The organism is Gordonia sp. VNK1, assembly GCF_040049135.1.
GTDB classification, from domain to species: Bacteria; Actinomycetota; Actinomycetes; order Mycobacteriales; family Mycobacteriaceae; genus Gordonia; species Gordonia oleivorans.
Map to the genome: position 1 here is coordinate 110,478 of NZ_JBDZDJ010000005.1, position 26,537 is coordinate 137,014.

20 protein-coding genes and 2 riboswitches are annotated in these 26,537 nt (G+C 68.5%); of the genes, 12 read left to right on the forward strand and 8 right to left on the reverse strand.

Annotation, left to right across the window (positions count from 1 at the left end; genetic code table 11):
- The first annotated feature begins 137 nt into the window (after window positions 1–137).
- The 5 genes from ABLE94_RS08035 to ABLE94_RS08055 all read left to right on the forward strand — a co-directional run bounded on the left by ABLE94_RS08035 (window position 138) and on the right by ABLE94_RS08055 (window position 8,091).
- On the forward strand, window positions 138–1,661 hold the full coding sequence (locus ABLE94_RS08035; protein ID WP_425476164.1) for an MFS transporter: 1,524 nt from the start codon (window positions 138–140) through the stop codon (window positions 1,659–1,661).
- A gap of 79 nt (window positions 1,662–1,740) precedes the next feature.
- Window positions 1,741–3,102 (forward strand): 8-oxoguanine deaminase, encoded by a 1,362-nt coding sequence (locus ABLE94_RS08040; protein ID WP_348808526.1) that lies wholly within the window; start codon window positions 1,741–1,743, stop codon window positions 3,100–3,102.
- 11 nt (window positions 3,103–3,113) lie between these two features.
- Complete coding sequence (locus ABLE94_RS08045) at window positions 3,114–3,947, forward strand: FAD binding domain-containing protein (protein WP_348802565.1); 834 nt, start codon at window positions 3,114–3,116, stop codon at window positions 3,945–3,947.
- Window positions 3,948–3,953: 6 nt separating this feature from the next.
- On the forward strand, window positions 3,954–6,710 hold the full coding sequence (locus tag ABLE94_RS08050; RefSeq protein WP_348808527.1) for a molybdopterin-dependent oxidoreductase: 2,757 nt from the start codon (window positions 3,954–3,956) through the stop codon (window positions 6,708–6,710).
- 94 nt (window positions 6,711–6,804) lie between these two features.
- A complete protein-coding gene (locus ABLE94_RS08055) occupies window positions 6,805–8,091 on the forward strand; it encodes an Nramp family divalent metal transporter (RefSeq protein ID WP_425476165.1) in 1,287 nt (428 codons plus the stop codon).
- A 166-nt stretch (window positions 8,092–8,257) separates the two neighbouring features.
- Here the strand turns inward: ABLE94_RS08055 and ABLE94_RS08060 are convergent, their stop codons facing one another.
- Window positions 8,258–9,481, reverse strand: a complete 1,224-nt coding sequence (locus ABLE94_RS08060; protein ID WP_348808529.1) for an acyl-CoA dehydrogenase family protein — start codon at window positions 9,479–9,481, stop codon at window positions 8,258–8,260.
- A gap of 200 nt (window positions 9,482–9,681) precedes the next feature.
- Window positions 9,682–9,813, forward strand: a riboswitch (cobalamin riboswitch).
- Between the two features lie 33 nt (window positions 9,814–9,846).
- Here ABLE94_RS08060 and ABLE94_RS08065 point away from each other — a divergent pair.
- The 3 genes from ABLE94_RS08065 to ABLE94_RS08075 are packed head-to-tail and all read left to right on the forward strand — an operon-like array spanning window position 9,847 to window position 11,648.
- Entirely contained in the window at window positions 9,847–10,071 is a 225-nt protein-coding gene (locus ABLE94_RS08065; RefSeq protein WP_348802570.1) for a CbtB-domain containing protein, read from the forward strand.
- Window positions 10,072–10,083: 12 nt separating this feature from the next.
- Window positions 10,084–11,001, forward strand: coding sequence for a CbtA family protein (locus tag ABLE94_RS08070; RefSeq protein WP_348802571.1), 918 nt, complete (start codon window positions 10,084–10,086; stop codon window positions 10,999–11,001).
- Window positions 10,998–11,648, forward strand: coding sequence for a (2Fe-2S)-binding protein (locus tag ABLE94_RS08075; RefSeq protein ID WP_348808530.1), 651 nt, complete (start codon window positions 10,998–11,000; stop codon window positions 11,646–11,648). Before ABLE94_RS08070 ends, ABLE94_RS08075 begins: the two co-directional genes overlap by 4 nt.
- Window positions 11,649–11,727: 79 nt before the next feature.
- Here the strand turns inward: ABLE94_RS08075 and ABLE94_RS08080 are convergent, their stop codons facing one another.
- A complete protein-coding gene (locus ABLE94_RS08080; RefSeq protein WP_348808531.1) occupies window positions 11,728–12,549 on the reverse strand; it encodes a CbtA family protein in 822 nt (273 codons plus the stop codon).
- A 25-nt stretch (window positions 12,550–12,574) separates the two neighbouring features.
- Window positions 12,575–12,796, reverse strand: coding sequence for a CbtB domain-containing protein (locus ABLE94_RS08085; RefSeq protein ID WP_348802574.1), 222 nt, complete (start codon window positions 12,794–12,796; stop codon window positions 12,575–12,577).
- 61 nt (window positions 12,797–12,857) lie between these two features.
- Window positions 12,858–12,944: riboswitch (cobalamin riboswitch) on the reverse strand.
- A gap of 120 nt (window positions 12,945–13,064) precedes the next feature.
- Between ABLE94_RS08085 and ABLE94_RS08090 the strand changes: the two genes are divergently transcribed.
- Window positions 13,065–17,726 carry an ATP-dependent helicase gene (locus ABLE94_RS08090; RefSeq protein WP_348808532.1) on the forward strand — a complete coding sequence of 1,554 codons (4,662 nt, stop codon included), beginning with the start codon at window positions 13,065–13,067 and terminating at the stop codon, window positions 17,724–17,726.
- The gene (locus ABLE94_RS08095; protein WP_348808533.1) at window positions 17,713–18,498 is read left to right on the forward strand and encodes a DNA-formamidopyrimidine glycosylase family protein; all 786 of its coding nucleotides are present in this window, start codon (window positions 17,713–17,715) and stop codon (window positions 18,496–18,498) included. Before ABLE94_RS08090 ends, ABLE94_RS08095 begins: the two co-directional genes overlap by 14 nt.
- Before the next feature lie 10 nt (window positions 18,499–18,508).
- Here the strand turns inward: ABLE94_RS08095 and ABLE94_RS08100 are convergent, their stop codons facing one another.
- A complete protein-coding gene (locus ABLE94_RS08100) occupies window positions 18,509–18,931 on the reverse strand; it encodes a pyridoxamine 5'-phosphate oxidase family protein (protein WP_348808534.1) in 423 nt (140 codons plus the stop codon).
- 113 nt (window positions 18,932–19,044) lie between these two features.
- Window positions 19,045–20,805 carry a glycerol-3-phosphate dehydrogenase gene (glpD, locus tag ABLE94_RS08105; protein ID WP_348808535.1) on the reverse strand — a complete coding sequence of 587 codons (1,761 nt, stop codon included), beginning with the start codon at window positions 20,803–20,805 and terminating at the stop codon, window positions 19,045–19,047.
- A gap of 68 nt (window positions 20,806–20,873) precedes the next feature.
- Between glpD and glpK the strand changes: the two genes are divergently transcribed.
- Window positions 20,874–22,382 (forward strand): glycerol kinase GlpK, encoded by a 1,509-nt coding sequence (gene glpK / locus ABLE94_RS08110; RefSeq protein WP_348808536.1) that lies wholly within the window; start codon window positions 20,874–20,876, stop codon window positions 22,380–22,382.
- Window positions 22,383–22,426: 44 nt separating this feature from the next.
- On the opposite strand, the gene ABLE94_RS08115 is transcribed toward glpK, so the two are convergent.
- The 3 genes from ABLE94_RS08115 to ABLE94_RS08125 form a co-directional block, all read right to left on the reverse strand.
- A complete protein-coding gene (locus ABLE94_RS08115; RefSeq protein WP_348808537.1) occupies window positions 22,427–22,879 on the reverse strand; it encodes a hypothetical protein in 453 nt (150 codons plus the stop codon).
- The gene (locus ABLE94_RS08120) at window positions 22,872–24,248 is read right to left on the reverse strand and encodes a hypothetical protein (protein WP_348808538.1); all 1,377 of its coding nucleotides are present in this window, start codon (window positions 24,246–24,248) and stop codon (window positions 22,872–22,874) included. Before ABLE94_RS08120 ends, ABLE94_RS08115 begins: the two co-directional genes overlap by 8 nt.
- A gap of 144 nt (window positions 24,249–24,392) precedes the next feature.
- Entirely contained in the window at window positions 24,393–25,796 is a 1,404-nt protein-coding gene (locus ABLE94_RS08125; RefSeq protein WP_348808539.1) for an NAD(P)H-quinone dehydrogenase, read from the reverse strand.
- A gap of 235 nt (window positions 25,797–26,031) precedes the next feature.
- On the opposite strand from ABLE94_RS08125, the gene ABLE94_RS08130 reads away from it, so the two are divergent.
- On the forward strand, window positions 26,032–26,517 hold the full coding sequence (locus ABLE94_RS08130; RefSeq protein ID WP_348802586.1) for a gamma-glutamylcyclotransferase family protein: 486 nt from the start codon (window positions 26,032–26,034) through the stop codon (window positions 26,515–26,517).
- Window positions 26,518–26,537 lie beyond the last annotated feature (20 nt).

The window sequence follows — 26,537 nt, forward strand, 5'->3', positions numbered from 1 at the left end:
GATAGGGGATGAGTGGGCGCCCGAGAATTCCTCCCCCACCGACCGATTCATCCCCCGACACTTCGGCATTCCTCCCCACTTTCGCCCTGACCGATCGTTCGTTCGACGAGGTGAGATAGCGTGTCCCACGGAGGTTGATGCCGGTGTCAGCGACAGATCGCACTGTGAGTACGAGCGGTGCGGGGAGTTCTCCCGGTGCGGGAAATCCCACCGGTGGCCGTCACGACAACCACGTCCCGCAGATTCATCCGCGCGCGGCCGTCACCGTTCTCTGCACCGCCGGCATCGTCGTCGCACTGATGCAGACGATCATCGTGCCGCTGATCCCGGCGCTGCCCACTCTCCTGCACGCCGAACCCGGCGACACGACATGGGCCCTCACCATCACATTGCTCGCCGGCGCGGTCATCACGCCCATCGGCGGTCGCCTCGGTGACATGTACGGCAAACGGCGCATGCTGCTGGCGTCGATGGCCTGTGTGGCCGCGGGTTCGGTCGTGTGCGCACTGTCGCCGTCGCTGCTGCCCTTCCTCATCGGACGTGGGTTGCAGGGCCTCGGCTTCGGCACGATCGCGCTCGGCATCAGCGTCATGCGCGACATCGTCCCGCCCCTGCGGCTCGGCTCATCGGTGGGCACGATGAGCGCCTCGCTCGGAATCGGCGGTGCCCTCGGTCTCCCGGTCGCCGCGTTGCTCGCCCAGCATGTGGGATGGCATGCCCTGTTCTGGATGTGTGCCGTTGCCGCCGGACTCAGCGCCCTCGGCATGATCGCGACCATCCCCGCCGACCGTGGCCACAGCGGCGGACGGTTCGACATCCTGGGAGCGCTGGGCCTCGCCGTGCTGCTGACGTGTCTGCTGCTACCGCTGTCCAAGGGCGCGTCGTGGGGTTGGGGTTCACCGCTGACGATCGGCGCCTTCGTGGCATTCGTGGTGATCGGCTCGATGTGGTGGCTGTGGGAGCGACGCCTGCCCAATGCCCTCATCGACACGCGGATCGCCGTCGAACGCCCGGTGATGCTCACCAACATCGCGTCGGTGGCCACCGGCTTCGCGTTCTATTCGATGCAGCTGATGCCCATCCAGGTGCTCATGGCACCGACCGCCGGACCCGTCGGACTCGGCTACCAGATGGTCACCGCGTCGTTGATCCTCGCGCCCAGCGGCATCCTCATGTTCATCTTCTCCCATGTCAGCGCCTGGCTGACCGCACACGTCGGCCCGCGGATCTCGCTGTCGCTGGGCGCGACGGTCATCGGGGTGGGCTATGTCGTGTTCATCGTCGTCCTGGCCTCCGGCCGGGACATCACCTGGTGGCTGATGCTGATGATCGCCTGCCTCATCGGCGCCGGCCTCGGGATCGCCTACGCCGCGATGCCCGCCCTGATCATGCGGGCGGTGCCGATCACCCAGACCGGCGAGGCCAACGGCGTCAACGCACTGATGCGTGTCGTCGGCACCTCCACGTCGGCGGCCGTGGTCGGGATGATCCTCACCTGGTCGATCGTCACCGTCGACGGGCCCGACGGGACGGTCACGTCGGTCCCCGACACCTCCGGCTACCTGACGGCGTCGATCATCTCGCTGTGCGCCTGCGCGATCGCCGCGGGACTGGCCCTGGCCATCCCGCAGGGACGCCGCCTCGACGAGGAGACCGTGTAGCCCACGCCTCGGCGAGCTCAGCGGGCACGCTCGCGCGTGGCGCAATCTGACCGTAACGCGATGGTCGTAGCGTGAGCCCGTGTCCCCGCAGACCCTCATCGAGAACGCGCATGTGATCACCGTCGACACCGAGCGGCGCGAGTTGTCCCACGCGTCGGTCCTGATCGACGGTGCGACCATCGAGGCCGTGTCCACCGCGCCGATCACCGACGTCGACGACGATGTCGTCCGCATCGACGGCCGCGGCTGCGTGCTCACACCGGGTCTGGTCAACACCCACCATCACCTCTACCAGTGGATCACGCGGGGGCTGGCCGCCGATCACACGTTGTTCCAGTGGCTCACCACGCTCTATCCCATCTGGGCGGGAATCGACGAGAAGGCGGTGAACGTCGCGGCACTCGGCGGGCTGGCCCAACTCGCCTTGTCGGGATGCACCACCACCACCGACCATCACTACGTCTTCCCACGCGAGGGTGGCGATCTGCTCGGCGCGGAGATCGCCGCCGCCCAGACCCTCGGCATCCGCTTCCATCCGACGCGCGGCTCGATGGACCTGTCGGAGAAGGACGGCGGCCTGCCTCCGGACACCGTGGTGCAGACCATCGACGAAATCCTCACCGCGAGCACCGATGCCGTGAGCCGCTGGCACGACCCGTCCCCCGACTCGATGCTGCGGATCGCGCTCGCCCCGTGCTCCCCCTTCTCGGTGACCACCGATCTGCTGCGCGAATCGGCCTCCCTGGCACGCGAACTCGGCGTTCGGATGCACACCCACCTCGCCGAATCCCTCGACGAGAACACCTACTGCGACGAGCATTTCGGGTCGACACCCCTGCAGTACATGGAATCCGTCGGCTGGGTGGGCGACGACGTGTGGTTCGCCCACGGCATCGAATTCGACGATGCGGAGATCGGTCGCCTCGCCGCCACGTCGACCGGGGTGGCGCACTGCCCCACCTCGAACGCGCGTCTGGGCAACCGGATCTGCCGCACTCGCGACCTCGTCGACGCCGGCGTGCCCGTGGGCCTCGGCGTCGACGGCGCCGCCTCCAACGAATCGGCGCGCCTCCTCGAAGAAGCCCACCAGGCGGTCCTGATGGCCCGCGCCAAGGGCGGTCCCACGGCGCTGACCACCCGCACCGCCATCGACCTGGCCACCATCGGCGGCGCACGAGTCCTGGGGCGTGACAGCGAGATCGGGTCGATCGAGGTCGGCAAGCTCGCCGATCTGGTGCTCTGGGATCTGTCCGGACTCGGCCACGCCGATATCGACGACCCGGTCGCCGCCCTGGTTCTCGGTGCGATCCCGCCGATCGTGGGCACCTGGATCCAGGGCCGACGCATCGTCACCGACGGCGAACTCACCACCGCCGACACGGCCACCATCGCCAGGGACTGCGCCACCGAACATCGTCGACTCCTGGACAAGGCCGGATAGGTCGCACACGCATGGATCTCAACACCATCAGCACTTACCGCTACGCACGCAACCGCGGCGATCTCGTCCTCGCCCCGGGCGAACGCATCATCGCCGGGGGCACCTGGTTCTTCTCCGAACCGCAGATCGACGCCTCCGGTGTCGTCGACATCAGCCGCATCGGCTGGCCCGACGTCGAAGACCTTCCCGACGGCGGTCTGCGGATCGCGGCGACCTGCCCCATCGCCACGCTCGCCCACCTGGAGCCACGGCCCGGGTGGCATGCACATCCGCTCTTCTCCCAGTGTGCGAACGCCTTGCTCGCGTCATTCAAGATCTGGAACGTTGCCACCGTCGGCGGCAACATCTGCCGGTCGTTCGCCGCCGCGTCGATGGTCTCGCTCGGCGTCGCACTCGACGGTGTGTCACTGATCTGGCGACCAGACGGCACCGAGCGCACCGTGCCGGTCGCCACCCTCGTCACCGGCAACGGCACCAACACTCTCGAACCGGGAGAAGTATTGCGTGCCATCGACATTCCCGGCCACGCGCTACGCGGGTTCACCGGATTCCGCAAGATCGCCCTGGCCGAGCTGGGTCGCTCCGCGGCCGTTGTCACCGGACGCCTCGACGCCGACGGTTCCGCGGTGTTCGGTATCACCGCCGCGACGGGGTGGCCGACGGTGCTGCGCTATCCCGCATTTCCCGATGCGGCCACTCTGCGCGCCGACATCGAGTCCGCCGACGGCTATTACACCGATCCCCTCGGCTCGGCGGATTGGCGCCGCGGGGTGAGCGGGACGCTCGCCGAGCAGATCCGGGTCGAACTGAGCGACCACACGCAACCCACGACCGGCGGACGGTGAGATCCCATGCACTTCGAGATCAACGGTGAATCTGCCGACGCCACACCACGGCCCGGCCAATGCCTTCGGACGTTCCTGCGCGACGCGACCCACTTCGAGGTGAAGAAGGGATGCGACGCCGGTGACTGCGGGGCCTGCTCGGTGCTGGTCGACGGGACGCCGGTGCATTCGTGTATCTATCCGGCCCAGCGGATCGACGGCGCGTCGGTGACGACAGTGTCCGGCCTCGGCACCCCCGGCGACCTGCATCCGATGCAGGAGGCGTTCGTCGACAACTTCGGCTTCCAGTGCGGATTCTGCACCGCCGGAATGATCGTCACCGCCTCGACGCTGAAAGCCGATGATCTCGACGACCTCCCACGGAAGATGAAGGGAAACCTGTGCCGCTGCACCGGATATCGGGCGATCCGTTCGGCGATCCGCGAGGGTGTGACCGGGGAGCACACCCCCAGCTCGGTGGCCGCCCGCCCGGACGGCAGCGGTGTGGGCTGCTCGGTGAATCCCCTTGCCGCCGAACGCGTCGTCACCGGCACCGAACCGTATACCTTTGACGTCGAGGTGCCGGGGATGCAGTTCCTGCGGGTGCTCACCTCACCGCACCCGCATGCCCGGATCACCTCGATCGACACCACCGAGGCGGCCACGGTCGAGGGCGTGACCCTGATCCTGACCCACGAGAACGTCTCCACCCGACGGTTTTCCACCGCGCGTCATGACCTTCGCGAGGACGATCCGGACGACACCCTGGTCTTCGATCCGGTGGTGCGCTTCGTCGGCCAGCGGGTCGCCGCCGTCGTCGCCGACACCGCGACGGCCGCCGAGGAGGCCTGCCGCCGGATCACCGTGACCTACGAACCACTGCCCGCGGTGTTCGATCCGTCCGACGCCCGCCGGCCGGGTGCCCCGCTCATCCACCCGGACCGCACCCCGGCGGATCGCGTGGCGCACGCCGACCGCAACGTGATCGCCGCATTCCATGACGGTTTCGGCGGTGATGTGGATGTGGCACTGCACAATTCGCCGGTCACCGTCGGCGGAACCTGGCGGACGTCGCGGGTCAGCCACGCCCAACTCGAAACGCACGGCAGCATCGGTTGGCTCGACGACGACGGCCGGCTCGTCCTGCGGACCAGCACCCAGGTCCCATTCCTGGTGCGTGACGAACTCGCCTTGCTCCTCGATCTCCCACCGGAACGGATCCGCGTCGCCGCCGCCCGCGTCGGCGGCGGATTCGGCGGCAAACAGGAGTTGCTCACCGAGGATCTCGTTGCGATCGCGGTACTGCGGACCGGCCGTCCGGTCGGCTACGAGATGACCCGCACCGACGAGATGACCCGTACCACCTACCGTCATCCCTTCGAGGTGTCGGTGGATCTCGGCGCCGATGACGCCGGGCGGCTGAGGGCGATGAAGGTCGACGTGCTCTCCGACACCGGCGCCTACGGCAACCACGCCATCGGGGTGATGTTCCACGCCTGCGCCGAATCGGTCTCGGTGTACAACTGCCCGGTCAAACGGGTGGATGCGGAGGTCGTCTATACCAACAACCCTCCGTCGGGGGCCTTCCGCGGATACGGCCTCGGCCAGGTCATCTTCGCGATCGAGAGTGCGATGGACGAACTCGCGCTGCGGCTCGGTGTCGACCCGTTCGAGCTGCGCCGGATCAACGCTGTGGCACAAGGTGATCCGCTGTTGATCGCACACCCGGAACCCGAGGAGGACCTGGTCTACGGCAGCTACGGACTCGACCAGTGCCTCGACCTGGCGCAGGCGGCATTGACGAAGGGCAACGGCGTCACCGCACCGGCCGGAGAGTCGTGGCGGATCGGCGAGGGTATGGCCCTCGCGGCGATCGCGACCATGGCCCCACGCGGACATCACTCCGATGTCAGCGTCGCCGTCGACGCCGGCGGGACGTATCACGTCGGGGTCGGCACGGCCGAGTTCGGCAACGGCACCACCACTGTGCACGCCCAGATCACCGCGACAACGATGTCGACGTCGGTGGATCGCGTCGTCCTCCGCAACGGCGACACCGACGCCGCCGGCTACGACACCGGGGCCTTCGCCTCCGCGGGTACCACCGTCGCGGGCAAGGCAGTGTACGGCGCCGCGCTGGAACTGCGAGAGGTGTTGCTGCGCACCGCAGCCGCGTTGTCCTCGGCCACCCCCGACGAGGTCCGCCTGACCGCCGACGGCCCGCTCGTCGGGGAGCGGATGATCACCTTCGCCGAGCTGATCGGCGCCGTCGACGCCGATCATCGCATCGAACTTCCCGGCGGGCCTCGTGCCGTGGCAACCGGCGCCGAACACGGCGAACTGCGATCCATCGCCTTCAACGTGCAGGCATTCCGCGTGGCCGTCGACACCGACTCCGGCTCGGTGGTCATCCTGCAGTCCGTCCACGCCGCCGACGCGGGCACCGTGATGAACCCCGAGCAGTGCCTCGGACAGGTGGAGGGTGGCGTCGCGCAGGCGATCGGCTCGAGCCTGTACGAGGAGATCATGCTCGACGGCAAGGGCGCGGTGTTGACGCCGGTGTTCCGCACCTACCGCGTACCGCAGATGGTCGACATCCCCGATACCGAGGTGTTCTTCGCCGACACCTCCGACGACCTCGGCCCCTTCGGCGCCAAGTCGATGAGCGAATCGCCGTACAACCCGGTGGCGCCGGCTCTGGCCAATGCGATCCGCCGGGCCATCGGAGTGCGACCACACGAGACACCGATGTCGCGGGATCGGGTCTGGCGACTTCTGCAGTGACGAAACCGGCTCACCCATCCGCGATTTTTCGGCGTACCGAACTTTTGGTTTCGCCTCACTTGATGATCGGCCACGGCTGTGACAGATTGAGCGGGTGAATCAGGTGGACACGCGCACCTCCGAGTCACCGGATACCGCGGCGACCCGACGACGAATCCGGCTGCGTCGATTCCGGTCGTTCCGTCAAATCGCACTGTTCGGCCCGGCCTTCGTCGCCGCCGTCGCCTACGTCGACCCCGGTAACGTCGCCGCCAACATCACCGCGGGCGCCCGCTACGGATTCCTGCTGGTCTGGGTGCTGGTGATCGCCAACGTCATCGCCATGCTCATCCAGTACCAGTCGGCCAAGCTCGGCATCGTCACCGGCAGGAGCCTCCCCGGACTACTTGGCGAACGGCTCGGCAAACGCCGGCGCCTCGCCTACTGGGCCCAGGCGGAGATCGTCGCCATCGCCACCGACCTCGCCGAGGTCCTCGGCGGCGCGATCGCCCTGCAGTTGCTCTTCGATCTGCCCCTCCTGGTCGGCGGCATCATCGTCGGCGTCGTCTCCACGGTGGTGTTGTTGCTGCAGAACCCGCGCCAGCAACGGGTCTTCGAGACCGTCATCCTGTCGATGCTGGCCATCATCGTGGTCGGCTTCCTGGCTGGTCTCGTGGTGAACCCGCCGCCGGTGTCCGACGTCGTCGGCGGTCTCGTTCCCCGCCTGCAGGGTCCCGAAACCGTGCTGCTGGCCGCCTCGATGCTCGGCGCGACGGTGATGCCGCACGCCATCTACGTGCACTCGTCACTGGTGATCGACCGGCACGGCGTCGCCAAGACCCCGGCCCGACGGCGGCTGCTGGTGCGTGCCACCCGTTGGGATGTGGTGACCGCCCTGATCATCGCCGGCGCGGTGAACATCTCCCTGCTGCTGCTCGCGGCCCAGAATCTGCGCGGCAAGGAGGGCACCGACACCATCGAGGGCGCCTACCACGCGGTGGCCGATTCGATGGGACCGCACATGGCGACCATCTTCGCGATCGGGCTGCTGGCCAGCGGACTGGCCGCCACCTCGGTCGGATCGTCGGCGGGTGCGGCCATCATGGCCGGCCTGTTGCACAGACGTATCCCGCTGGTGATCCGGCGGCTGGCCACCCTGGTTCCCGCCCTGGCGGTGCTCGCCCTCGGCGTCGATCCCACCTGGGCACTGGTGATGAGCCAGGTGGTCCTGAGTTTCGGCATCCCCTTCGCGATCATCCCGCTCGGACGACTCACCGCCGACCGGTCACTGATGGGTGAGTTCGCCGACGGGTGGCCACTGCGCATCGTCGCGGCCCTGTCGTCGGTGATGATCGTCGTCCTCAACATCGCCCTCATCGTGCTGGTGTTGACCGGGACCTGAGCGGAATGGGGCCACCGCCGGCGGCACGGCCCCCGCGACCATTGGCCACCGCGACCACTGAATCTGGTGCTTGCCGCAGTGGTTGCGCGACCGGGTGTTCGGGGTTGAGACCAACAGATACCGGCCTCGACGACGCCCGGCGTCGAGGCCGGTATCGGCGGCGCGTCTAGGCCAGCAACCCCTTGGCCACGTGGGTCACCTGGATCTCGTTGCTGCCCGCGTAGATCATCAGCGACTTGGCGTCGCGCGCAAGCTGTTCCACGCGATACTCGGCCATGTAGCCGTTGCCGCCGAAGAGCTGCACGGCCTCCATCGCCACGTCGGTGGCGGCCTTGGACGAGTACAGCTTCATCGCCGACGCCTCGGCCAGGCTCGGCGGCTTGCCCGCCTTGGTGCGCTCGATCGCGCTGAAGAGCATGTTCTGCACGTTGATCCGGGCCACCTCCATCTCGGCGAGCTTGAGCTGGATGAGCTGGAATCTCCCGATCTCCTGACCCCACAGCGTGCGGGTCTTCGCGTAATCGATGCTCAGGCGTAGACATTCGTTGATGATGCCCATCGCCAACGCCGCGATGCCGATGCGCTCGGCGGTGAAACCGGCCTTTGCCCCTTCTGCGCCACGCGAATCCGAGCCGGTGTCCTCGGTCTCGCCGAGCAGCCGGTCACGACCGAGGCGCACATTGTCGAAGAACAACTCACCGGTCGGCGAGCTCACCATGCCCATCTTCTTGAACGGTTTGCCCTGGGTCAGCCCCTCCATACCCTTGTCGAGGACGAAGGAGAGCACCTTGCGCTCCCGCATCGGGGTGTCCGAGCCGTCGTCGAGTTTGGCGAAGACGACGATCGTGTCGGCGTACGGACCGTTGGTGATGAAGGTCTTCTGCCCGTTGAGCACGTACTCGTCGCCGTCGCGGCGCACCGTGGTCTTCATGCCGCCGAGGGCATCCGAGCCCGAGTCGGGTTCGGTGATCGCCCACGCGCCCACCTTCTCCATCGTCACCAGTTCGGGTAACCAGCGCTTCTTCTGCGCGAGGGTGCCCTTGCCGCGGATGGTCGAGGCCGTCAGACCCATGCTGACGCCCATGGAACCGACGAGTCCGAGGCAGACGCCGGCCAGTTCGATGTTGACGATCATGAACATCGAGCCGGCCATGGCACCTCCGCCACCACCGCCGGACGACTTCTCCCCGGCGGCCTCGGCGGCCAGCTCCTTTTCCAGCGCATCCTTGGCCATCGCGTCGACACCGAAGGTGGACAACAACTTTCGGGTGATGTCATAGGGCGGCAGCACCCCCGTCTCGAGCTCGTCGATGTGCGGACGGATCTCCTTGTCGATGAACGCGCGCAAGGCGTCGCGCACCATCAGATCTTCCTCTGACCATTCGAACATCGACACACCTCACAAGTAGGGAGCACCAGTGGAACACGTTTCAGCTCCCAACTGTGTCAGCCGCCACTGTCACCGTCAAGGAACAGATCGGAGATTTCATCTCTTTGCTGAGGGATGCGCCGATCCGGACAATGCGGCCACCTCCGCACGGGACTATCGAGACATCCCGGACACCCGTCTTGACCTGCACTCTTCCGGGTGATGTGCTCATCTGCGACGGCGCACGGAACCCGGTGAGAATCCGGGACGGTGGCGCCACTGTGAGCCCGACGTATCGCCCACGCGATACGTCACCGGCAAGTCAGACACGTCGCCGTCACCGAGTTGCACACCATCGACGGGGCGCATCACCCCAGGAGGTTCCGATGACTTCACACGTCGCACAGCCGAGCGCCGGCGTCCAGGTCTCACCCGAGGCGCTGTCCGCCGGGCGTGTCGCCCTGATCCTCGGCATCACCGTCCTGCTGGCCTTGCTGGCCTACTACTTCATCGGCATCGACGAGGGGATGACCTCCGTGTTCGGCAAGACGATGGTCGTCCACGAGTGGGTGCACGACGCCCGCCACTTCCTCGGCTTCCCCTGCCACTGAGCCGGCTGAACGATGTTGGAACTCCGCGTCATCGGGCGCGGAGCCCTGGCCGGTCTGATCGCCGGCATTCTGGGCTTCGTCTTCGCCCGCATCTTTGCCGAACCCGTCATCAACACGGCGATCGACTACGAGTCGGGGCGAGACGAGGTCCTCGATGCCCTCAACCAGGCGGCGGGCCGGGCCACCGAGGCCGAGGGCTCGGAGATCTTCAGTCGATCCATCCAGTCGACGGTGGGCATCGCCACCGGGATCATCGGCTTCTCCGTCGCGATGGGCGCCCTGATCGCGGTCGCCTACCTGGTCCTGATGGGACGAACGGGTCTCCGCGCGCAGTACCTTTCCTGGCTGATCGCCGGCTTCGGATTCCTCGGCATCTACCTGCTCCCGTTCGTCAAGTACCCGGCCAACCCGCCGGCCATCGGACACGACTTCACCATCGCGACCCGCGGACAGCTGTACCTGGCGATGGTGACGATCTCGTTGATCCTCCTCGGACTCGCGGTGTACGTCGCGCACATGTTGCACTCCCGGATCGGCACCTACCGAGCCGTGTTGGTCGCGGGCGCCGGCTTCCTGGTCCTGTTCGGTATCGCACTGGCCGCGATGCCCTCGCTCGGCGACCTGCAGGCGAACGTCGACCACGCCGGCGAATTCGGCTTCGCGCGGGCGTCCACGGAAACGCCGCAGCCGATCACCAACATCCTCGACAAGCCCCTCACCATCGACGGGAAGACCTACGCACCCGGCCAGATCGCCTACCCCGGCTTCGACGCGGACGTGTTGTGGAAGTTCCGCTGGTACTCACTGCTCAATCAGGCGTTGATCTGGCTGGTGATCGGAATGGTGTTCGGCGCGTTGATGAACCGGATGATGCCGTCGGATGACGCGCGGCCGAGTGAGGACCGGCGCGATACGCTCGTCACACGGTGACCCACCTGGACGAACTCGGCCCCTTCTTCGGCGTTGCGCGGCACGCCGCGTCCGACCATGCCATCACTCCGTGGACGCCGATGTCGGACCTGCTCGCCGACCCCGGCATCCTCACCGATCGCGTCGCGCGCGTCCGCGGCGCGCTCGCTGCCGGCGGCCCGGTCGAGGAAAGGGTCGCCGCATCGGTGACACATCTGGGTCTCGTCGCGCGCATCATCGCCCCCGCCATCGCCGTCGAGGCCCTGGGTGATCCACCGATCTCGTTGCGCCCGGACGACATCTGGTGGCAGGACGAACTGGGTGGTCCCTACCCGCTCTCGGTGACCGCGGCGGAACCGGGCACCGACAGCGGCGACTCGGTCGTCGAGGCGCTGACCCACCTCGTCGGTGACACCTTCGGGGTCAGTGCCCGAACCCTGTGGGGCAATGTCGCCTCCGCGGCGAACAGCGCCGCGCAGCTCATCGCCGCGGCCCGGCCCGACCTGCAGGAAGCCGCTCGGGATGCCGCCGACCGACACCTCGCCGACGGCCGGGTCGAGGGCGGTGCGTTGCGCTCCGGTCCGACATTTCGCCGACGCAGTTGTTGCCTGATCTATCAGGTCAGCGGTGACCGCCGATCCGTCTGCGGCGATTGCGTGCTGACCTGACCGGCGAGTCCCCGGTACAACGACGCCGCCCGGCACCATCGCTGGTGCCGGGCGGCGTCGTCTGTGTTCGGTCTTCGTATCAGCTGTTCGCGTCGGCCATGGCCGACGATCGGTTGGCCGACGATCGACTCATCCACGTCAGCAAGCCGGCGAACGCCGTGGTCAGGACGGTCCACAGGATCACCTGATTGGCGATTGCGTACACCCGGAAATCTCCGATGACCGCGCTCGGGAAACCGGGGAACACGATCCGATCACCGTTCATCAACGGTTCGGGAACCTCGTGGAACTCCGGCAGCAACGCGATCGCGATCGTGACCACCACCAGGAATCCGATCGCCGCAACCACGGCCGAGCCGAGGCCACCCCACCGGGGCCGCAGCCACAATGCGAGGACGACGGCCGCAATCATCGCCACCACTGCGACGATCGTGATGGTGAGGTAGGCACTCGATCGTGCCCCGATGGTGTCGTCGTCACCCACTGCCGGCGGATTGGCCGGGTAGGCGAAGAACGGGACTCCGAAGAACGCGATGAAACCCAGCACGCCGACGGCCGCCGACGCCCACCGGGGATCGGTGTCCGGGAAGTGATGCCCCAGATAGGTCCACAGGATGGTGAACGCGACCGCGAAAAAGGCGCCCATCGCCACCGCGAAGATCACGGTGCCGACGCCTGCGCCGATGTTCTCCTGCACGGACCGGGTGAAGAGCTCGGCACCGTGCTCGTGGCCGGCGTGACCATGCGCGGCCTCGAGTGCCTCCTGCGCCTGCGACCGACCGTCCTCATAGTCGATGGCCTTGGCGACCTGCGGCTCAATGAACAGCCGGGCGAAAACATATGCGACGATGCCGGCGACCAGGCCTGACAGCACGCCCGCGCCGATGAACTTTCTCTCCATGTTCGGTTGTCTCCCTTATCTCGGATCAGTGGCAGGGGAATCCGAGGAAGTGCCGGGAGTCGTGGACGAACTCATGGATGTGGGTGTCGCTGCCGAACACCGACCACGCGCCCTGGTCGTAGCCGATGAAGTAGTACGCCATGGCGGCGAGGATGACGGTGGCGGTCAGCCACAGTGCGGCCGACGCAGCCGAAAGATTGGGAACCGCAAGGGACAGACCCTTGCCGTGATGAGTTGTTGCGACCATCGAACTGATGTCCTTTCGTGGGATGACGCGTCCCTACGGGGTGTCGGGCTCGACATTGTGCGGTGTTCTGACTCGCCCCATCCCGGGGAGGCGTCCCCGGCATACGGCTCACAGTGGCGCGACCGTCCCGGGCTTTCACCGGGTTTCCCGTCCAAAGTCTGAAATGACCATATACCGGATCGCCCCGGGGTCACGACCTGATGTTGCGAGCACACCTGCGGCGATGTCGGCACCGCCGACTGTCGGTGCCCTCGTGGATGATGGATTCATGCCCACCCCGGCCGAGGTTCTGCACCGCTTCACCGCTCCCACCCGACGGTGGTTCGGCGGCGCGTTCGCCGAGCCCACGCCGGCGCAGGTCGGCGCGTGGTCGGCCATCGCCGACGGTGACAACACCCTGGTCATCGCGCCCACCGGGTCGGGTAAGACGCTCTCGGCCTTCCTGTGGGCCCTCGATCGCCTCGCCGCCCGGCCGGAGCGGTCCCGCGGCACCACCCGGGTGCTCTACATCTCCCCGCTGAAGGCCCTCGCCGTCGACGTGGAACGAAATCTGCGCGCGCCGCTGACCGGCATCACCCGCGCCGCACAGGAACTCGGCGAACCCGAACCGGCGATCACCGTCGGCCTGCGTTCGGGTGATACCCCGGCGGCCACCCGCCGTCTGCTGGTCCGCACGCCGCCGGACATCCTCATCACCACCCCCGAGTCGCTGTATCTGATGCTGACGTCGTCGGCGCGGGAGACGCTGACCGGCGTCGAGGCCGTCATCGTCGACGAGGTCCACGCGGTCGCCGGAACCAAACGCGGCACCCACCTCGCACTCTCGCTGGAACGCCTCGACGAGCTGCTCGAGCGGCCCGCCCAGCGCATCGGATTGTCGGCGACGGTCCGGCCACCGGAGGTGGTGGCCGACTTCCTCACCGGAGCGGCCGGCGCCACCATCGTGCGGCCACCCGCCGCCAAGACCTTCGACCTGCGCGTCGACGTGCCGGTCGAGGACATGTCCAACATCCCGCCGCCGCCGGACGCCGGGGACGCCGACCTCGACGACGCCTTCTCCCCGACCGCGGGCTCGCTGTGGCCCTACGTCGAGTCCGCGATCGTCGACCTCATCGAGGCCAACCGCACCACCATCGTCTTCGCGAACTCGCGCCGCCTCGCCGAACGGTTGACCGCGCGACTCAACGAGATCGCCGAGACCCGTGCCGACGGCGACGGCCCGGTGCGCGAACCACCCCGCAACACCCGGGTCGGCGGCGGCGCGCCGGCCCTCGTGCTGGGCAGCGGCGCCACCACCGGGGCACCCTCGGTGCTCGCACGCGCCCACCACGGCTCCGTCAGCAAGGAGCAGCGCGCCGAGATCGAGGACGACCTCAAGACCGGTCGGCTGCGGTGCGTCGTGGCCACCAGTTCGCTGGAACTCGGCATCGACATGGGATCGGTCGATCTCGTCGTGCAGGTCGAGGCGCCACCATCGGTGGCCAGTGGCCTGCAACGCATCGGGCGCGCCGGACATCAGGTCGGCGAGATCAGCCAAGGTGTGCTGTTCCCCAAACACCGCACCGACCTCATCCACTGCACCGTCGCGGTGTCCCGGATGCGCGCCGGGGAGATCGAGGAACTGCGCATCCCCACCAACCCGCTCGACGTGCTCGCCCAACAGACCATCGCCGCCGCGGCCGTCGACGACCTCGACGTGGATGCCTGGTTCGACGTGGTGCGCCGCGCCGCGCCGTATCGCGAGCTCGCCCGCTCGGTGTACGAGGCGACGCTCGACCTGATCTCCGGACGGTTCCCGTCGGACGAGTTCGCCGAGCTCCGCCCTCGGGTGACCTGGGACCGTGACCGCAACCTGCTCAACGGCCGCCGCGGCGCGCAACGCCTCGCGGTCACCTCGGGCGGGACGATTCCCGACCGGGGACTGTTCGGTGTCTTCATGGTCGGCGAGAAAGCCGCGCGGGTGGGTGAGCTCGATGAGGAGATGGTCTACGAATCGCGCGTCGGCGACGTCTTCGCCCTCGGCGCCACCAGCTGGCGCATCGAGGACATCACCCATGACCGTGTGCTGGTCACCCCCGCCTTCGGCCAGCCCGGACGTCTGCCGTTCTGGATCGGTGACTCCGTCGGCCGCCCCGCCGAACTCGGTGCGGCCATCGGCAGATTCACCGCCGAGATCGCCGATGACGCCGAACTCGATCGTCGCGCAACCGAACTCGGTCTGACCACCTTCGCCCGCGACAACCTCGCCGCACTCATCGCCGAACAGCGCGACGCCACCGGGTACCTGCCCAGCGATCGCACCCTGGTGGTCGAACGATTCCGTGACGAACTCGGCGACTGGCGAGTGATCCTGCACTCCCCCTACGGGTTACGGGTACACGCCCCCTGGGCGTCGGCGATCTCGGCACAGCTCAAGACCTCCCTCGGTCTCGACGGCGCCGTCACCGCCTCCGACGACGGCATCATCGTCCGCCTGCCCGACACCGACGACACCCCACCGGGTGCCGCGGTGTTCACCATCTCCCCCGACGACATCGAGCAACTCGTCACCGATGCACTGGCCGACTCGTCGATGTTCGCCTCCCGTTTCCGCGAATGTGCGGCCCGCGCCCTGCTGCTGCCCCGGCGCGATCCGGGCCGTCGCGCACCGCTGTGGCAACAACGCCAGCGCAGCGCGCAATTGCTCGCCGTCGCTTCGCAATTCCCCGACTTCCCGATCGTTCTGGAGGCGGTCCGGGAATGCCTGCAGGATGTCTACGACCTGCCCGCGCTGACGGAGTTGTTGCGCGGCATCGGCACTCGCCGCATCCGGATCGTCGAGACCGAGACCGAGGCCCCGTCGCCGTTCGCGGCGTCGTTGCTCTTCGGCTACGTCGGGGCGTTCATGTACAACGACGACGCCCCGCTGGCCGAACGCCGGGCGGCGGCACTGTCCCTCGACACCGCGTTGCTCGCGCAACTCCTCGGCCGGGTCGACCTGCGTGAACTCCTCGATCCCGCGGTCATCGCCGAGGTCACCGCACGCCTGCAACGCACCGACCCGGCGCGCGCCGCGCGTGACGCCGAGGATGTCGTGGACCTGTTGCGCTGGCTCGGGCCACTGACCACCGACGAGGTGGCCGCCCGATACCGGGGTGATCGGGAGGACCAGAACATTTCCGCAGCAACGGTTCTCGCCGCACTGCACCGCGACGGTGCGATCATCTCGATCAGTCACCGCGGTCGACCGCTGTGGGCGGCCATCGAGGACACCGCACGACTGCGCGATGCGCTGGGCGTCCCGGCTCCGATGGGCGTGCCCGCGGCCTTTCTGGAGGCGGTCGCCGATCCCTTGGGCGACGTCGTCCACCGCTACGCCCGCACCCACGGTCCGTTCACCGTCGAGCAGGCCGCCGACTCCCTGGGACTGGGGGCGGCCGTCGTGCGTGACACCCTGGTCCGCCTGGCCGGTGACCGCAAGGTCATCGAGGGCGATTTCCTCCCCGACACCACGGGAACCCAGTGGTGTCACAGCGAGGTCCTCGGCCAGATCCGACGCGGATCCCTGGCCGCCGGCCGCGCCGACATCGCGCCGGTCGATCCGGCCACCCTCACCCGTTTCCTGTTGTCCTGGCAGCACGTCACCCCCACCGACGACCGGTTGTCCGGCGTCGACGGCGTCGCCGTGGTGATCGATCAGCTGGCCGGTTATCCGCTGCCGGCCTCCGCGTGGGAATCGTTGATCCTGCCGGCGCGCGTCACCGACTACTCCCCCGCGATGCTCGACGAACTGCTGTCCTCCGGTGAGGTCACCTGGTCGGGTGCCGGACGCATCGGCGGTTCCGACGGCTGGATTCGCCTGTGTCCCAACGATCTCGCCGAGGTCATCCTCGGTGAACCCGACGAGATCGATGTGACCGACGCACACCGCCTGGTGATCGACCGGCTGGCCGGCGGCGGTGGCCTGCGCTACGCACAGATCCTCGACGCCGCACCCGACGCCGGGTCGCAGCGTCCCGGGGTCGGCGGCGCCGAGGTGGAGGCCGCACTCTGGGATCTCGTCTGGTCGGGTCGGGTGTCCAACGATTCCTTCGCACCCGTGCGGGCGCTGCTCATGCCGCGCCGGGCGTCGGGCTCCCGACCGACCGCCACTCCCGCCCACCGCACGCGGGCCCGGGCGCCCCGGCTGCGGCCGTCGCGGCTGACCACGCGCCACCTGATCTCCACGGCGGGTGCGCCGGCCACCCCACCGCAGCTCGCCGGACGGTGGTTCTCCCGCCCCGCCGTCATCTCGGATCCGACGCTGCGCACCCAGGTCACCTGCGACCAACTGCTCACCCGCTACGGCGTGGTGACGCGCGGACCGGTCGTCGCCGAGGGCATCATCGGCGGGTTCGCCCGGATCTACAAGGCCCTCACCGTCTTCGAGGACAGCGGACAGGTTCGGCGTGGCTACTACGTCGACGGGCTCGGCGGTGCCCAGTTCGCCGCCCCCGCCGTCGTCGACGATCTCCGCCGGCATGCCCTCGAACCGGGCGAGGACTCCCGTCGCAACCGCGGCACCGCCGTGGTGATCGCCGCCACCGATCCCGCCAATCCGTTTGGCGCAGCACTGGAGTGGCCATCCCGGCCCGACGGTGACAATCGATCCGGCCATCGTCCGGGCCGCAAGCCGGGTGCGCTGGTGGTGCTGGTGGGCGGCCGGCTCGCGGCCTTCGTCGAACGGGGCGGCAAGACGGTGCTCACCTTCGGTGATTCCGGCCAGGCCGTGCGGGACGCCGCCGGCGCACTGGCCGAGGCGGTCGGCACCGGTCGGGTCGCACGGCTGTCCATCGATCAGATCGACGGCGTCGAGGCCCTGCGGTCGGACCTCTCCGCCGTCTTCGTCGACGCCGGGTTCTCCACCACGCCCCGCGGACTCCGGATGCGGCACACCCATGCCCGAGGGTGACACCGTCTTCCGCGCCGCCGACCGGCTACGGCGCGGACTGGCCGGAAAGGTGTTGACCCACAGCGATTTCCGGGTTCCCTCGCTGGCCACCGCCGATCTGAGCGGCCACACCGTCACCGCCGTACGGTCGCGCGGCAAGCACCTGCTGATCGATGTCACCGACCCCGAGGGCGGCCAACAGGTGAGCATCCACTCGCATCTGAAGATGGAGGGGATCTGGACCGTCGCACCGCTCGGCACCCGCTGGCGCCGCCCGGCGCATCAGGCGCGCATCATCCTGCGCACCGCAGCGCACGAGGCGGTCGGATTCGCCCTGGGAATCCTGGAGTTGCTCGACGACCCCGACACCGCACTGGGTTACCTGGGGCCCGATCTGCTGGGCGAGGACTGGGATGCCGCCGAGGCGGTGCGCCGGATCGAGAGCGAGCCGGACCGCGCGATCGGCGACGCCCTGCTCGATCAGCGGCTGATGGCCGGCGTCGGCAACGAGTACCGCAGCGAATTGTGCTTCCTGCGTGGGGTGCTACCGGGCACCCCGGTCACGGATGTCGACGTTGCACCGATGGTCGATCTGGCGCATCGGATGTTGTGGGCCAATCGGCTCAGAACGGCGCGCACCACCACCGGTGACACCCGGGGTGATGCGCGCGTATGGGTCTACGGCCGACGCGGACGACTGTGCCGTCGGTGCGGCACGCCCATCGAGCGGGGGTTTCTCGCGACCGACACCGAGGAACGGGTCATCTACTGGTGCCCGCGGTGCCAGACGTGAGAGTCGCGCCCTACACCGGGTAGCGCTCCGGCTCCGGTCCGAATTCGAAACGGCGGGCAGTGATGTCGCCGACACTGATCTCGACGTAGTTGTACTTGATGGTGGGAACCCACGGTGTGAGCGGCAGGGTGTCGGCCTCGGCGATCTCGTCACCGCGCGCGAGCACCCGTGCGGTGCCCTTGGCCACCACACTCCATCCGCCGTCGTCGGTGTACTCGTCGACCTCGAAGGCCACATGCTCGTTGACGACGAGTTCGGACAGCTTGGTGCCCTCCGCGGAGCGGAAGACGATACGGCCCTCGTCGGAGTAATAATTCACCGGGAAGATGTCCGGTTGTCCACCAACGCTCACCGCGAGGCGACCGAGTTGCTTCGAGCCGAGCAACTTCCAGGCCTCGTCAGCGGGAAGTTCCTGAATCGGGTTGTCCACCATGACCTGTCCTTTTCCCATACCTCATCGTCGCATCCTCGACGTTACCGGTCCCAGAGCCAAAGGTCCTGCCGAAACTCTTAAAGCCGTGTCCGCACCGTCCACGGCATGTCACCTCACGTCTGGGGCACCGGCACCGGTTCGAGGATCTCGGCGCGCGACTCGGGCGCGGCGGCGCGTAATGCGTCGGCCGACGAGTCGTCGGGTTGCTGCTGCGACGCCACCTCGGCGGCCACCCGGGCGTTGTAGGTCTCCACCTCGAAGGCGATCCGCTCGTCGTCCCAGCCGAGCACCGGCGCCAGCAACTCGGCGACCTCCTGCGCACAGCCCACACCACGATGGGAGTACTCGATGGAGATCCGGGTCCGCCGGGCCAGCACGTCCTCGAGATGCAGGGCCGCCTCGTCGATCGCCGCGTAGACGATCTCCACCCGCAGATACTGCGGGGCGGCGGCCAGCGGGCGCAGCAACGACGGATCGGCGTCGGCGTAGTACAGCACGTCGTCGATGAGCGAGCCGTACCGGTTGAGCAGTCGTCGAACCCGGTAGGGATGCAAGCCGAACCGCTTGCCGAGGTGCTCGCACTGATTGATCAGCGCGAAGTACCCGTCGGCGCCGATCAGCGGCACCCGCTCGGTGATCGACGGGGCCACCCGGGTCGGGATGAAGTCATCGCAGGCGTCGACGGCGTCGGCGGCCATCACCCGATAGGTGGTGTACTTGCCGCCGGCGATCGACACCAGTCCGGGCGCCACCCGCGCGACCGCATGTTCCCGTGAGAGCTTCGAGGTCGCCTCGTCCTCCCCGGCCAGCAGCGGCCGCAGACCGGCGTACACCCCCTCGATGTCGTCGTGGGTGAGTTTGGTGACCAGCACCGTGTTCACATGCTCGAGGATGTAATCGATGTCGGCCCGCGTCGCGGCCGGATGAGCCAGATCGAGATTCCAGTCGGTGTCGGTGGTGCCGATGATCCAGTGCGTCTCCCACGGGATGACGAAGAGCACCGACTTCTCGGTGCGCAGGATGATCGCGGTCTCGCTGACGATGCGGTCACGGGGCACCACGATGTGCACACCCTTGGACGCCCGTACCCGGAAGTGGCCACGCTGATGCGACAGCGCCTGTACCTCGTCGGTCCACACGCCGGCGGCGTTGATCACGCAGTGCGCCCGGACCTCGGCGGTCTCACCGTTCTCGGTGTCGCGGACCTTGACGCCCATCACCCGGTCGGCCTCCCGGAGGAATCCGACCACCTGCGTCGAGGTGCGGATCACCGCGCCGTAGTTGGCTGCGGTGCGCGCCACGGTCAGGCTGTGCCGGGCGTCGTCGACAACGGTGTCGTAGTAGCGGATGCCGCCGATCAACGAATCCCGCTTGAGCGCCGGGGCCACCCGCAGCGCCCCGGAACGGGTCACATGCTGTTGTCCGGGAACCGATTTCGCGCCGCCCATACGGTCGTAGAGGAAGATTCCGGCGGCCACATACGGGCGTTCCCAGATGCGTTGGGTCAGCGGGTAGAGAAACGGGAGGGGTTTGACAAGGTGCGGGGCCAGCAGCCGCAGCGACAGTTCACGTTCGCGCAGAGCCTCGCGGACCAGACCGAACTCGAGTTGCTCGAGATAGCGCAGCCCACCGTGGAACATCTTCGACGATCGGCTCGAGGTTCCCGACGCGATGTCGCGGGCCTCCACCAGCGCCACCCGCAGGCCGCGGGTCGCCGCGTCGAGTGCGGCGCCGACGCCCACCACACCGCCGCCGACGACGACGATGTCGAATTGCTCACTCGAGAGTCGTTTCCAGGCCTCGGCCCGATACAGCGGACCCATATCCGCTGGTCGGTCCGGGTTGAATCCGGTCTCATTCGGCTCGGTGTCCATGCCGGCCAGCGTAATTGATCTCGGCGGAACCCACCGTCTGCGACCCGCACCGTGCGACACTGACCCCCGTGGATAGCGCTTCCGGATACGTCGCGGCCATCGATCAGGGAACGACGTCGACGCGGGCCATGGTCTTCGACCGCCGCGGACAGGTCATCGCCGCCGAACAACTCGAACACCGACAGATCTTCCCCCGCGCCGGATGGGTCGAACACGATGCCGCCGAGATCTGGCGCAACACCCGCCGCGTCGTGGCATCCGCACTGGCGTCGGCCGATCTGACCTCCGACGACATCGTCGCGTGCGGACTGACCAATCAACGGGAGACCACCCTGGCCTGGGACCGCACCACCGGCGAACCGCTGCACAACGCGATCGTCTGGCAGGACACCCGCACCGGCGAACTGTGCGACCGGCTCGCCGGCGATGCCGGCGCCGACCGGTACCGCGACCGCACCGGGCTACCGCTGTCGACCTACTTCGCCGGGCCCAAGATGCGCTGGCTGCTCGACAATGTGGAGGGCGTTGCCGAACGTGCCGAGGCCGGCGAACTCTGTTTCGGCACAATGGATTCCTGGATCGCCTGGAACATCACCGGAGGCGCGTCCGGCGGCCTGCACATCACCGACGTCACCAACGCGTCGCGCACCATGCTGATGGATCTTCGGACACTGTCCTGGGATGAGGAGATCTGCGCGGAGATGGGGATACCCGTCGACGCACTCCCCGAGATCCGCAGCAGCTCGCAGGTGTACGGGACGCTACGCGAACAGGGAACCCTGCACGGAGTACCCCTTGCCGGCATCCTCGGCGATCAGCAGGCGGCGACGTTCGGCCAGGCGTGCCTGTCACCCGGCGAGGCGAAGAACACCTACGGCACCGGGAACTTCTTGTTGCTCAACACCGGAACCGACGCGGTGTTCTCCGATCACGGACTGCTGACCACCGTGTGTTACCGCATCGGTGAGGCACCGCCGCACTATGCCCTCGAGGGCTCGATCGCCGTCACCGGTTCGCTGGTGCAGTGGCTGCGGGACAACCTCGGCCTCTTCTCCTCCGCCGGTGAGGTCGAGCAACTCGCGGCCGGCGTCGACGACAACGGCGGCGTGTACTTCGTCCCCGCCTTCTCCGGGTTGTTCGCGCCGCGGTGGCGACCCGATGCCCGCGGCGTCATCGCCGGCCTGACCCGCTTCGCCAACAAGGGGCACATCGCCCGGGCCGCGTTGGAGGCCAGCGCTTTTCAGACCCGGGAGGTGATCGAGGCGATGCAGGCCGACTCCGGTGTCACCCTGTCGACCCTCAAGGTCGACGGCGGCATGGTGGTCAACAATCTCTTGATGCAGTTCCAGGCCGATATCCTCGATGTGCCGGTGGTGCGGCCGGTGGTCAACGAGACCACCGCCCTCGGCGCGGCATACGCGGCCGGACTGGCCGTCGGCTACTGGGACGACGAGGACGAGATCCGGCAGAATTGGGCCGAACACACCCGGTGGACACCCGCGATGGACACCGACGAGCGCGACCGCCTGTACCGGGAGTGGAATCGCGCTGTGGAGCACAGTTTCGGGTTGGCCTGACCCGGCCGGTCGAGGACGATCGGGCGCGATCGAGCTCCAGCCGGTCACACCACGAATTCGACGAGGACCGCGACGACGCCCGCGGTCCCGCCCATCGCGATCGCTGCCTCGTAGGCCGCTTCGGAGAGTCGCTCGGCGGCATCGACGTCGGGATCGACGGCGATGCTCAGCGCATGCACCGCCCGGGCCCGCACGAATGCCGCTCGCTGCATGGCGATGTCACCGGACCGGTGCGCGACGGCGGCGTCGATGTCACGACGGGTCAGCGCCGCGACCAAGCGTGAACGCGTCGCCGGCGACACCCGACCCTCCTCCCGCCACTGCGAAAGGGCCTCCCGGACAACGGCATCGGCATTGGCCTCGGTGACGTCGATCGCCGAGATCACCAGCATTCGCAGGCAGTCGTCGATGTCGGCGGCACCTACCCGGGCGACGAGCTCCGCCACCGCCGCACCCGGAAGTCGTGCCAGCCGACCGCGAATCATGTTCTCAGCCATCGCGATCGGCGCCCCCGGCTCGCGTCGGCGGGACGGCATCACCGTCACCACCGCCTGCCGCGGAGTCGACGGGAACCGCATCGCCCGCCGAGCCGGCGGCGCCCACCGGTTCGCGATCGCTGACGGGCACGGTGGCCGCCGACGAACCGCCCGGATCCGCGGTCGCGGGATAGGCCTGCGGAGTCCAGTCGCCGATGACCGGCGGTCCGACGAGCGGCAGATCTCCGACGATGTCGCGGCCGTGCTCGCCGTGATGCAGGTAGGGGGCGGGCCGGTGCCGGGTGTCGCGATCGCGACCCGTCGGCGCCGCGCCCGGGCCGGTACCGGGCGGGGTACCACGCAATCCCGGACCCGACGACGGGGCGCCCGACCCGGCGGGCGCAGCGGAGGCCACCGGCGCCGCGGAACCGGCAGCGAGGAACGGGGGCACCACGCTCGGCACCCCGGACGGCGCGCCGCCGACCGGACCGACCGGATTCGACCCGCGCCCGCCGCCGCCCTCACCCGATCCGGTGGTTCGCCCGCCGGGTGCACCGGCCCCGGCGCCGACGCCGACCGGGTCGCCTAGCCCGCCACGGGTCAGGGTGGACGGATCCTCCCCGTCATCGGCCGACGGGGACCCGGTGGTGGTCGACGTCGTCACCGGGGTGGTCCCGGTCGCCGGGGCGGCCGGTGTCGCGGTGTCCGGGTCGGTGGTCGTCGGAGAGAGTTCGATGACCCCGCCGGGTGCCGACGGATCCGCGCCGTCGATGTCGGCGATGGCGCCCGACTGGCCACCCCCGGCCGGGCCGGAGGTGGAGCCGGCACCCGTCGTCGTGCCACCGGCAACCCCACCGGAGTGGAAGTTGTCCTTCTCCACACTCGTGACCTCGGGCAACGCGTCGGCCGCCTCGAGCATCGGAGAACTGTACCTGCCGGTCATCAGCCGGGTGACCAGCGCGCGCACGGTCGCCGCGTCCTCGGGATGCTCCTGCAGTCGACGCTGATGCTCGACCAGGACCGGCTCCTGCGCCCGGGTGGCTCCGAGGACTCCGGCGGCGGCACCGATGGCCGCGGCGCTGGTCGCAGCACCCTCGGCGGTCGCGCGGATCTCGGCCACCAGACGATCCGCGGCGTCGACGGCACCCTCGGCGGCCCGGCCCCGCAGCACACCGACGTTGTCGAAGGCGCCCGCGAGAGCATCCGCGATGCCCGCGATGGTGGCGATGGCGATGGTCACGGCTTCGGCGTCACCGCGGGCCGAACTCTCGCTCATCGTGGTGAGGATGTGCAGAATCTCGCCGATGCTCATCGATCCCCACGGGGTCTGCGCACCGGGACGGCAATGCTCCGCGCCGGCGGTGGGCCGCTCACCCCGCCCAGATGTCATTCGCTGTCGCCCCCCGAGATCGTCACCAATCCAGGGCCCGTCGAAACCCCCTGTGCACGCACTCTATCGCCGTGCGTGCCGTCGCGGCGTGCCCGGCGTTCGGTTGTGGATCGGGGATCGGTCCGCCTCGACCGGCCCGCCCGGTCAGTCGAGGTCGTCGTGGCGCACGAGCTGGCGGGCCGCCTCGGTGACCGACCCGGACAGCGACGGATACACCGAAAAGGTCTGGGCCAGATCGGACACCGTCAGCTTGTTCTGCACCGCGACCGCGATCGGCAGGATCAGCTCCGACGCCGTCGGCGCGACCACCACGCCGCCGATCACCACACCGGTCGCCGGTCGGCAGAAGATCTTGACGAAGCCGCGTCGTAGGCCGCTCATCTTGGCGCGCGGATTGGTCGCCAGCGGCAGCATCACCGTGCGGGCCGGGTACTCACCGGAGTCGATCGCGTTCTGCGACACCCCGACCGTGGCGATCTCCGGACGGGTGAAGATCGCGGACGCAACGGTTTTCAGCTTGATCGGGCTGACGCCCTCGCCGAGGGCGTGATACATCGCGATCCGGCCCTGCATCGCGGCCACCGAGGCCAGCGGGAACAGTCCGGTGCAGTCGCCGGCGGCGTAGATTCCGGCGACCGAGGTCCGCGAGACGCGGTCGACGGTGATGTATCCGCCACGGTGGGTGTCCACGCCGGCACCACTCAACCCCAGGTTGTCGGTGTTGGGCACCGATCCCACCGTCATCAGCACATGCGAGCCGGTCACGGTCCGGCCGTCGGCGAGGTGTGCGGTCACCGTGTTGCCGGTCCGCACGACCCGATCCGCCCGGGCGTGTTTGACCAGCTCCACACCACGCTCGGCGAGCGCCTCCTCGAGCACGAGGGCGGCGTCCTCGTCCTCGTGGGGAAGGACGCGATCGCGACTGGACACCAGCGTGACCTTGACGCCGAGTTCGGTGTAGGCGTGGACGAACTCCGCACCGGTCACACCGGATCCGATCACCACCAGGTGCTCGGGCAGGGTCTCGAGGTCGTAGAGCTGACGCCAGGTGAGGATGCGTTCGCCGTCGGGCTGCGCGTCGGGCAGTACCCGGGGTGAGGCGCCGGTGGCGATCAGCACCACATCACCCTCGAAGTGTTCGGTGGACCCGTCCGGCAGGGTCGCCGTGACGCCGTGGGTGGACACCCCGACCTGGGTCTGGTCGAGTGCCGCGTGCCCGGACACCAGCTTGACGCCCTCGCTGACCAGTCGCGATCGGATGTCGGCGGACTGCGCGAACGCCAGGTCGCGGACGCGCTGATGAATCTGCGGGAGCGTCACCAGCGTGTCGTCGGTGCGGATGTTGATACCCAGATCGGCGGCACGACGCACCTCGGTGCGGATACCGGTCGAGGCGATGAACGTCTTGGAGGGGACACAGTCCCAGAGCACACACGCCCCACCGATGCCGTCGGAGTCGATCAGGGTGATGTCGGCGCCATAGGCCGCGGCGGCCTGCGCCGCCTCGTAGCCCGCCGGACCTCCGCCGATGATCACGATCCTGGTCACTGGTGTGTCTCCTCCGCGGGTGCGCCGGGCATGCGATTTCTCCGCTCACCAACCTAGGCCATCGGACCGGCGGACCGCCGCGCGGGCGACCCGTGGGGCCGGGTGGGGTGTGTTCGTGAGCGTCGTGCGATCGGCGTCCGCGTAATACGATCATCGTGGCCACCGAGGGCCACGCGGTGCGCAAAACGATGAGGTCGGGCCCATCCCGACGGGAAAGTGCAGGTCAGAGGCGACTATGCCCATCTACGCGGCTTACGGCAGCAACATGCATCCCGAACAGATGGCGGAGCGCGCGCCGCATTCGCCGATGTCGGGGACCGGGTGGCTGCACGGGTGGCGACTGACCTTCGCCGGCGGTGACATCGGGTGGGAAGGATCACTGGCCACCGTCACCGAGGACCGCGACGACCCGGACGCCAAGGTGTTCGTGGTGCTCTATGACGTCCCCACCGAGGACGAGGACAACCTCGATCGGTGGGAGGGCTCCGAGCTCGGTATCCACCGCAAGATCCGCGCCCGCGTCGACACCGACGGCGGTGACGGTGTGCTGGCCTGGCTGTACGTCCTCGACGCCTACGAGGGCGGACTCCCCTCTGCGCGCTACCTGGGCGTGATGGCCGAGGCGGCCGAAATCGCCGGTGCGCCTGCTGAATACGTGCAGGATCTCCGTCTGCGCGAGTCGCGCAACGTCGGTCCCGGCCCGGGCGCCGCGGAAGCCTGAGCCGAGCTGCGCCCGGCCGA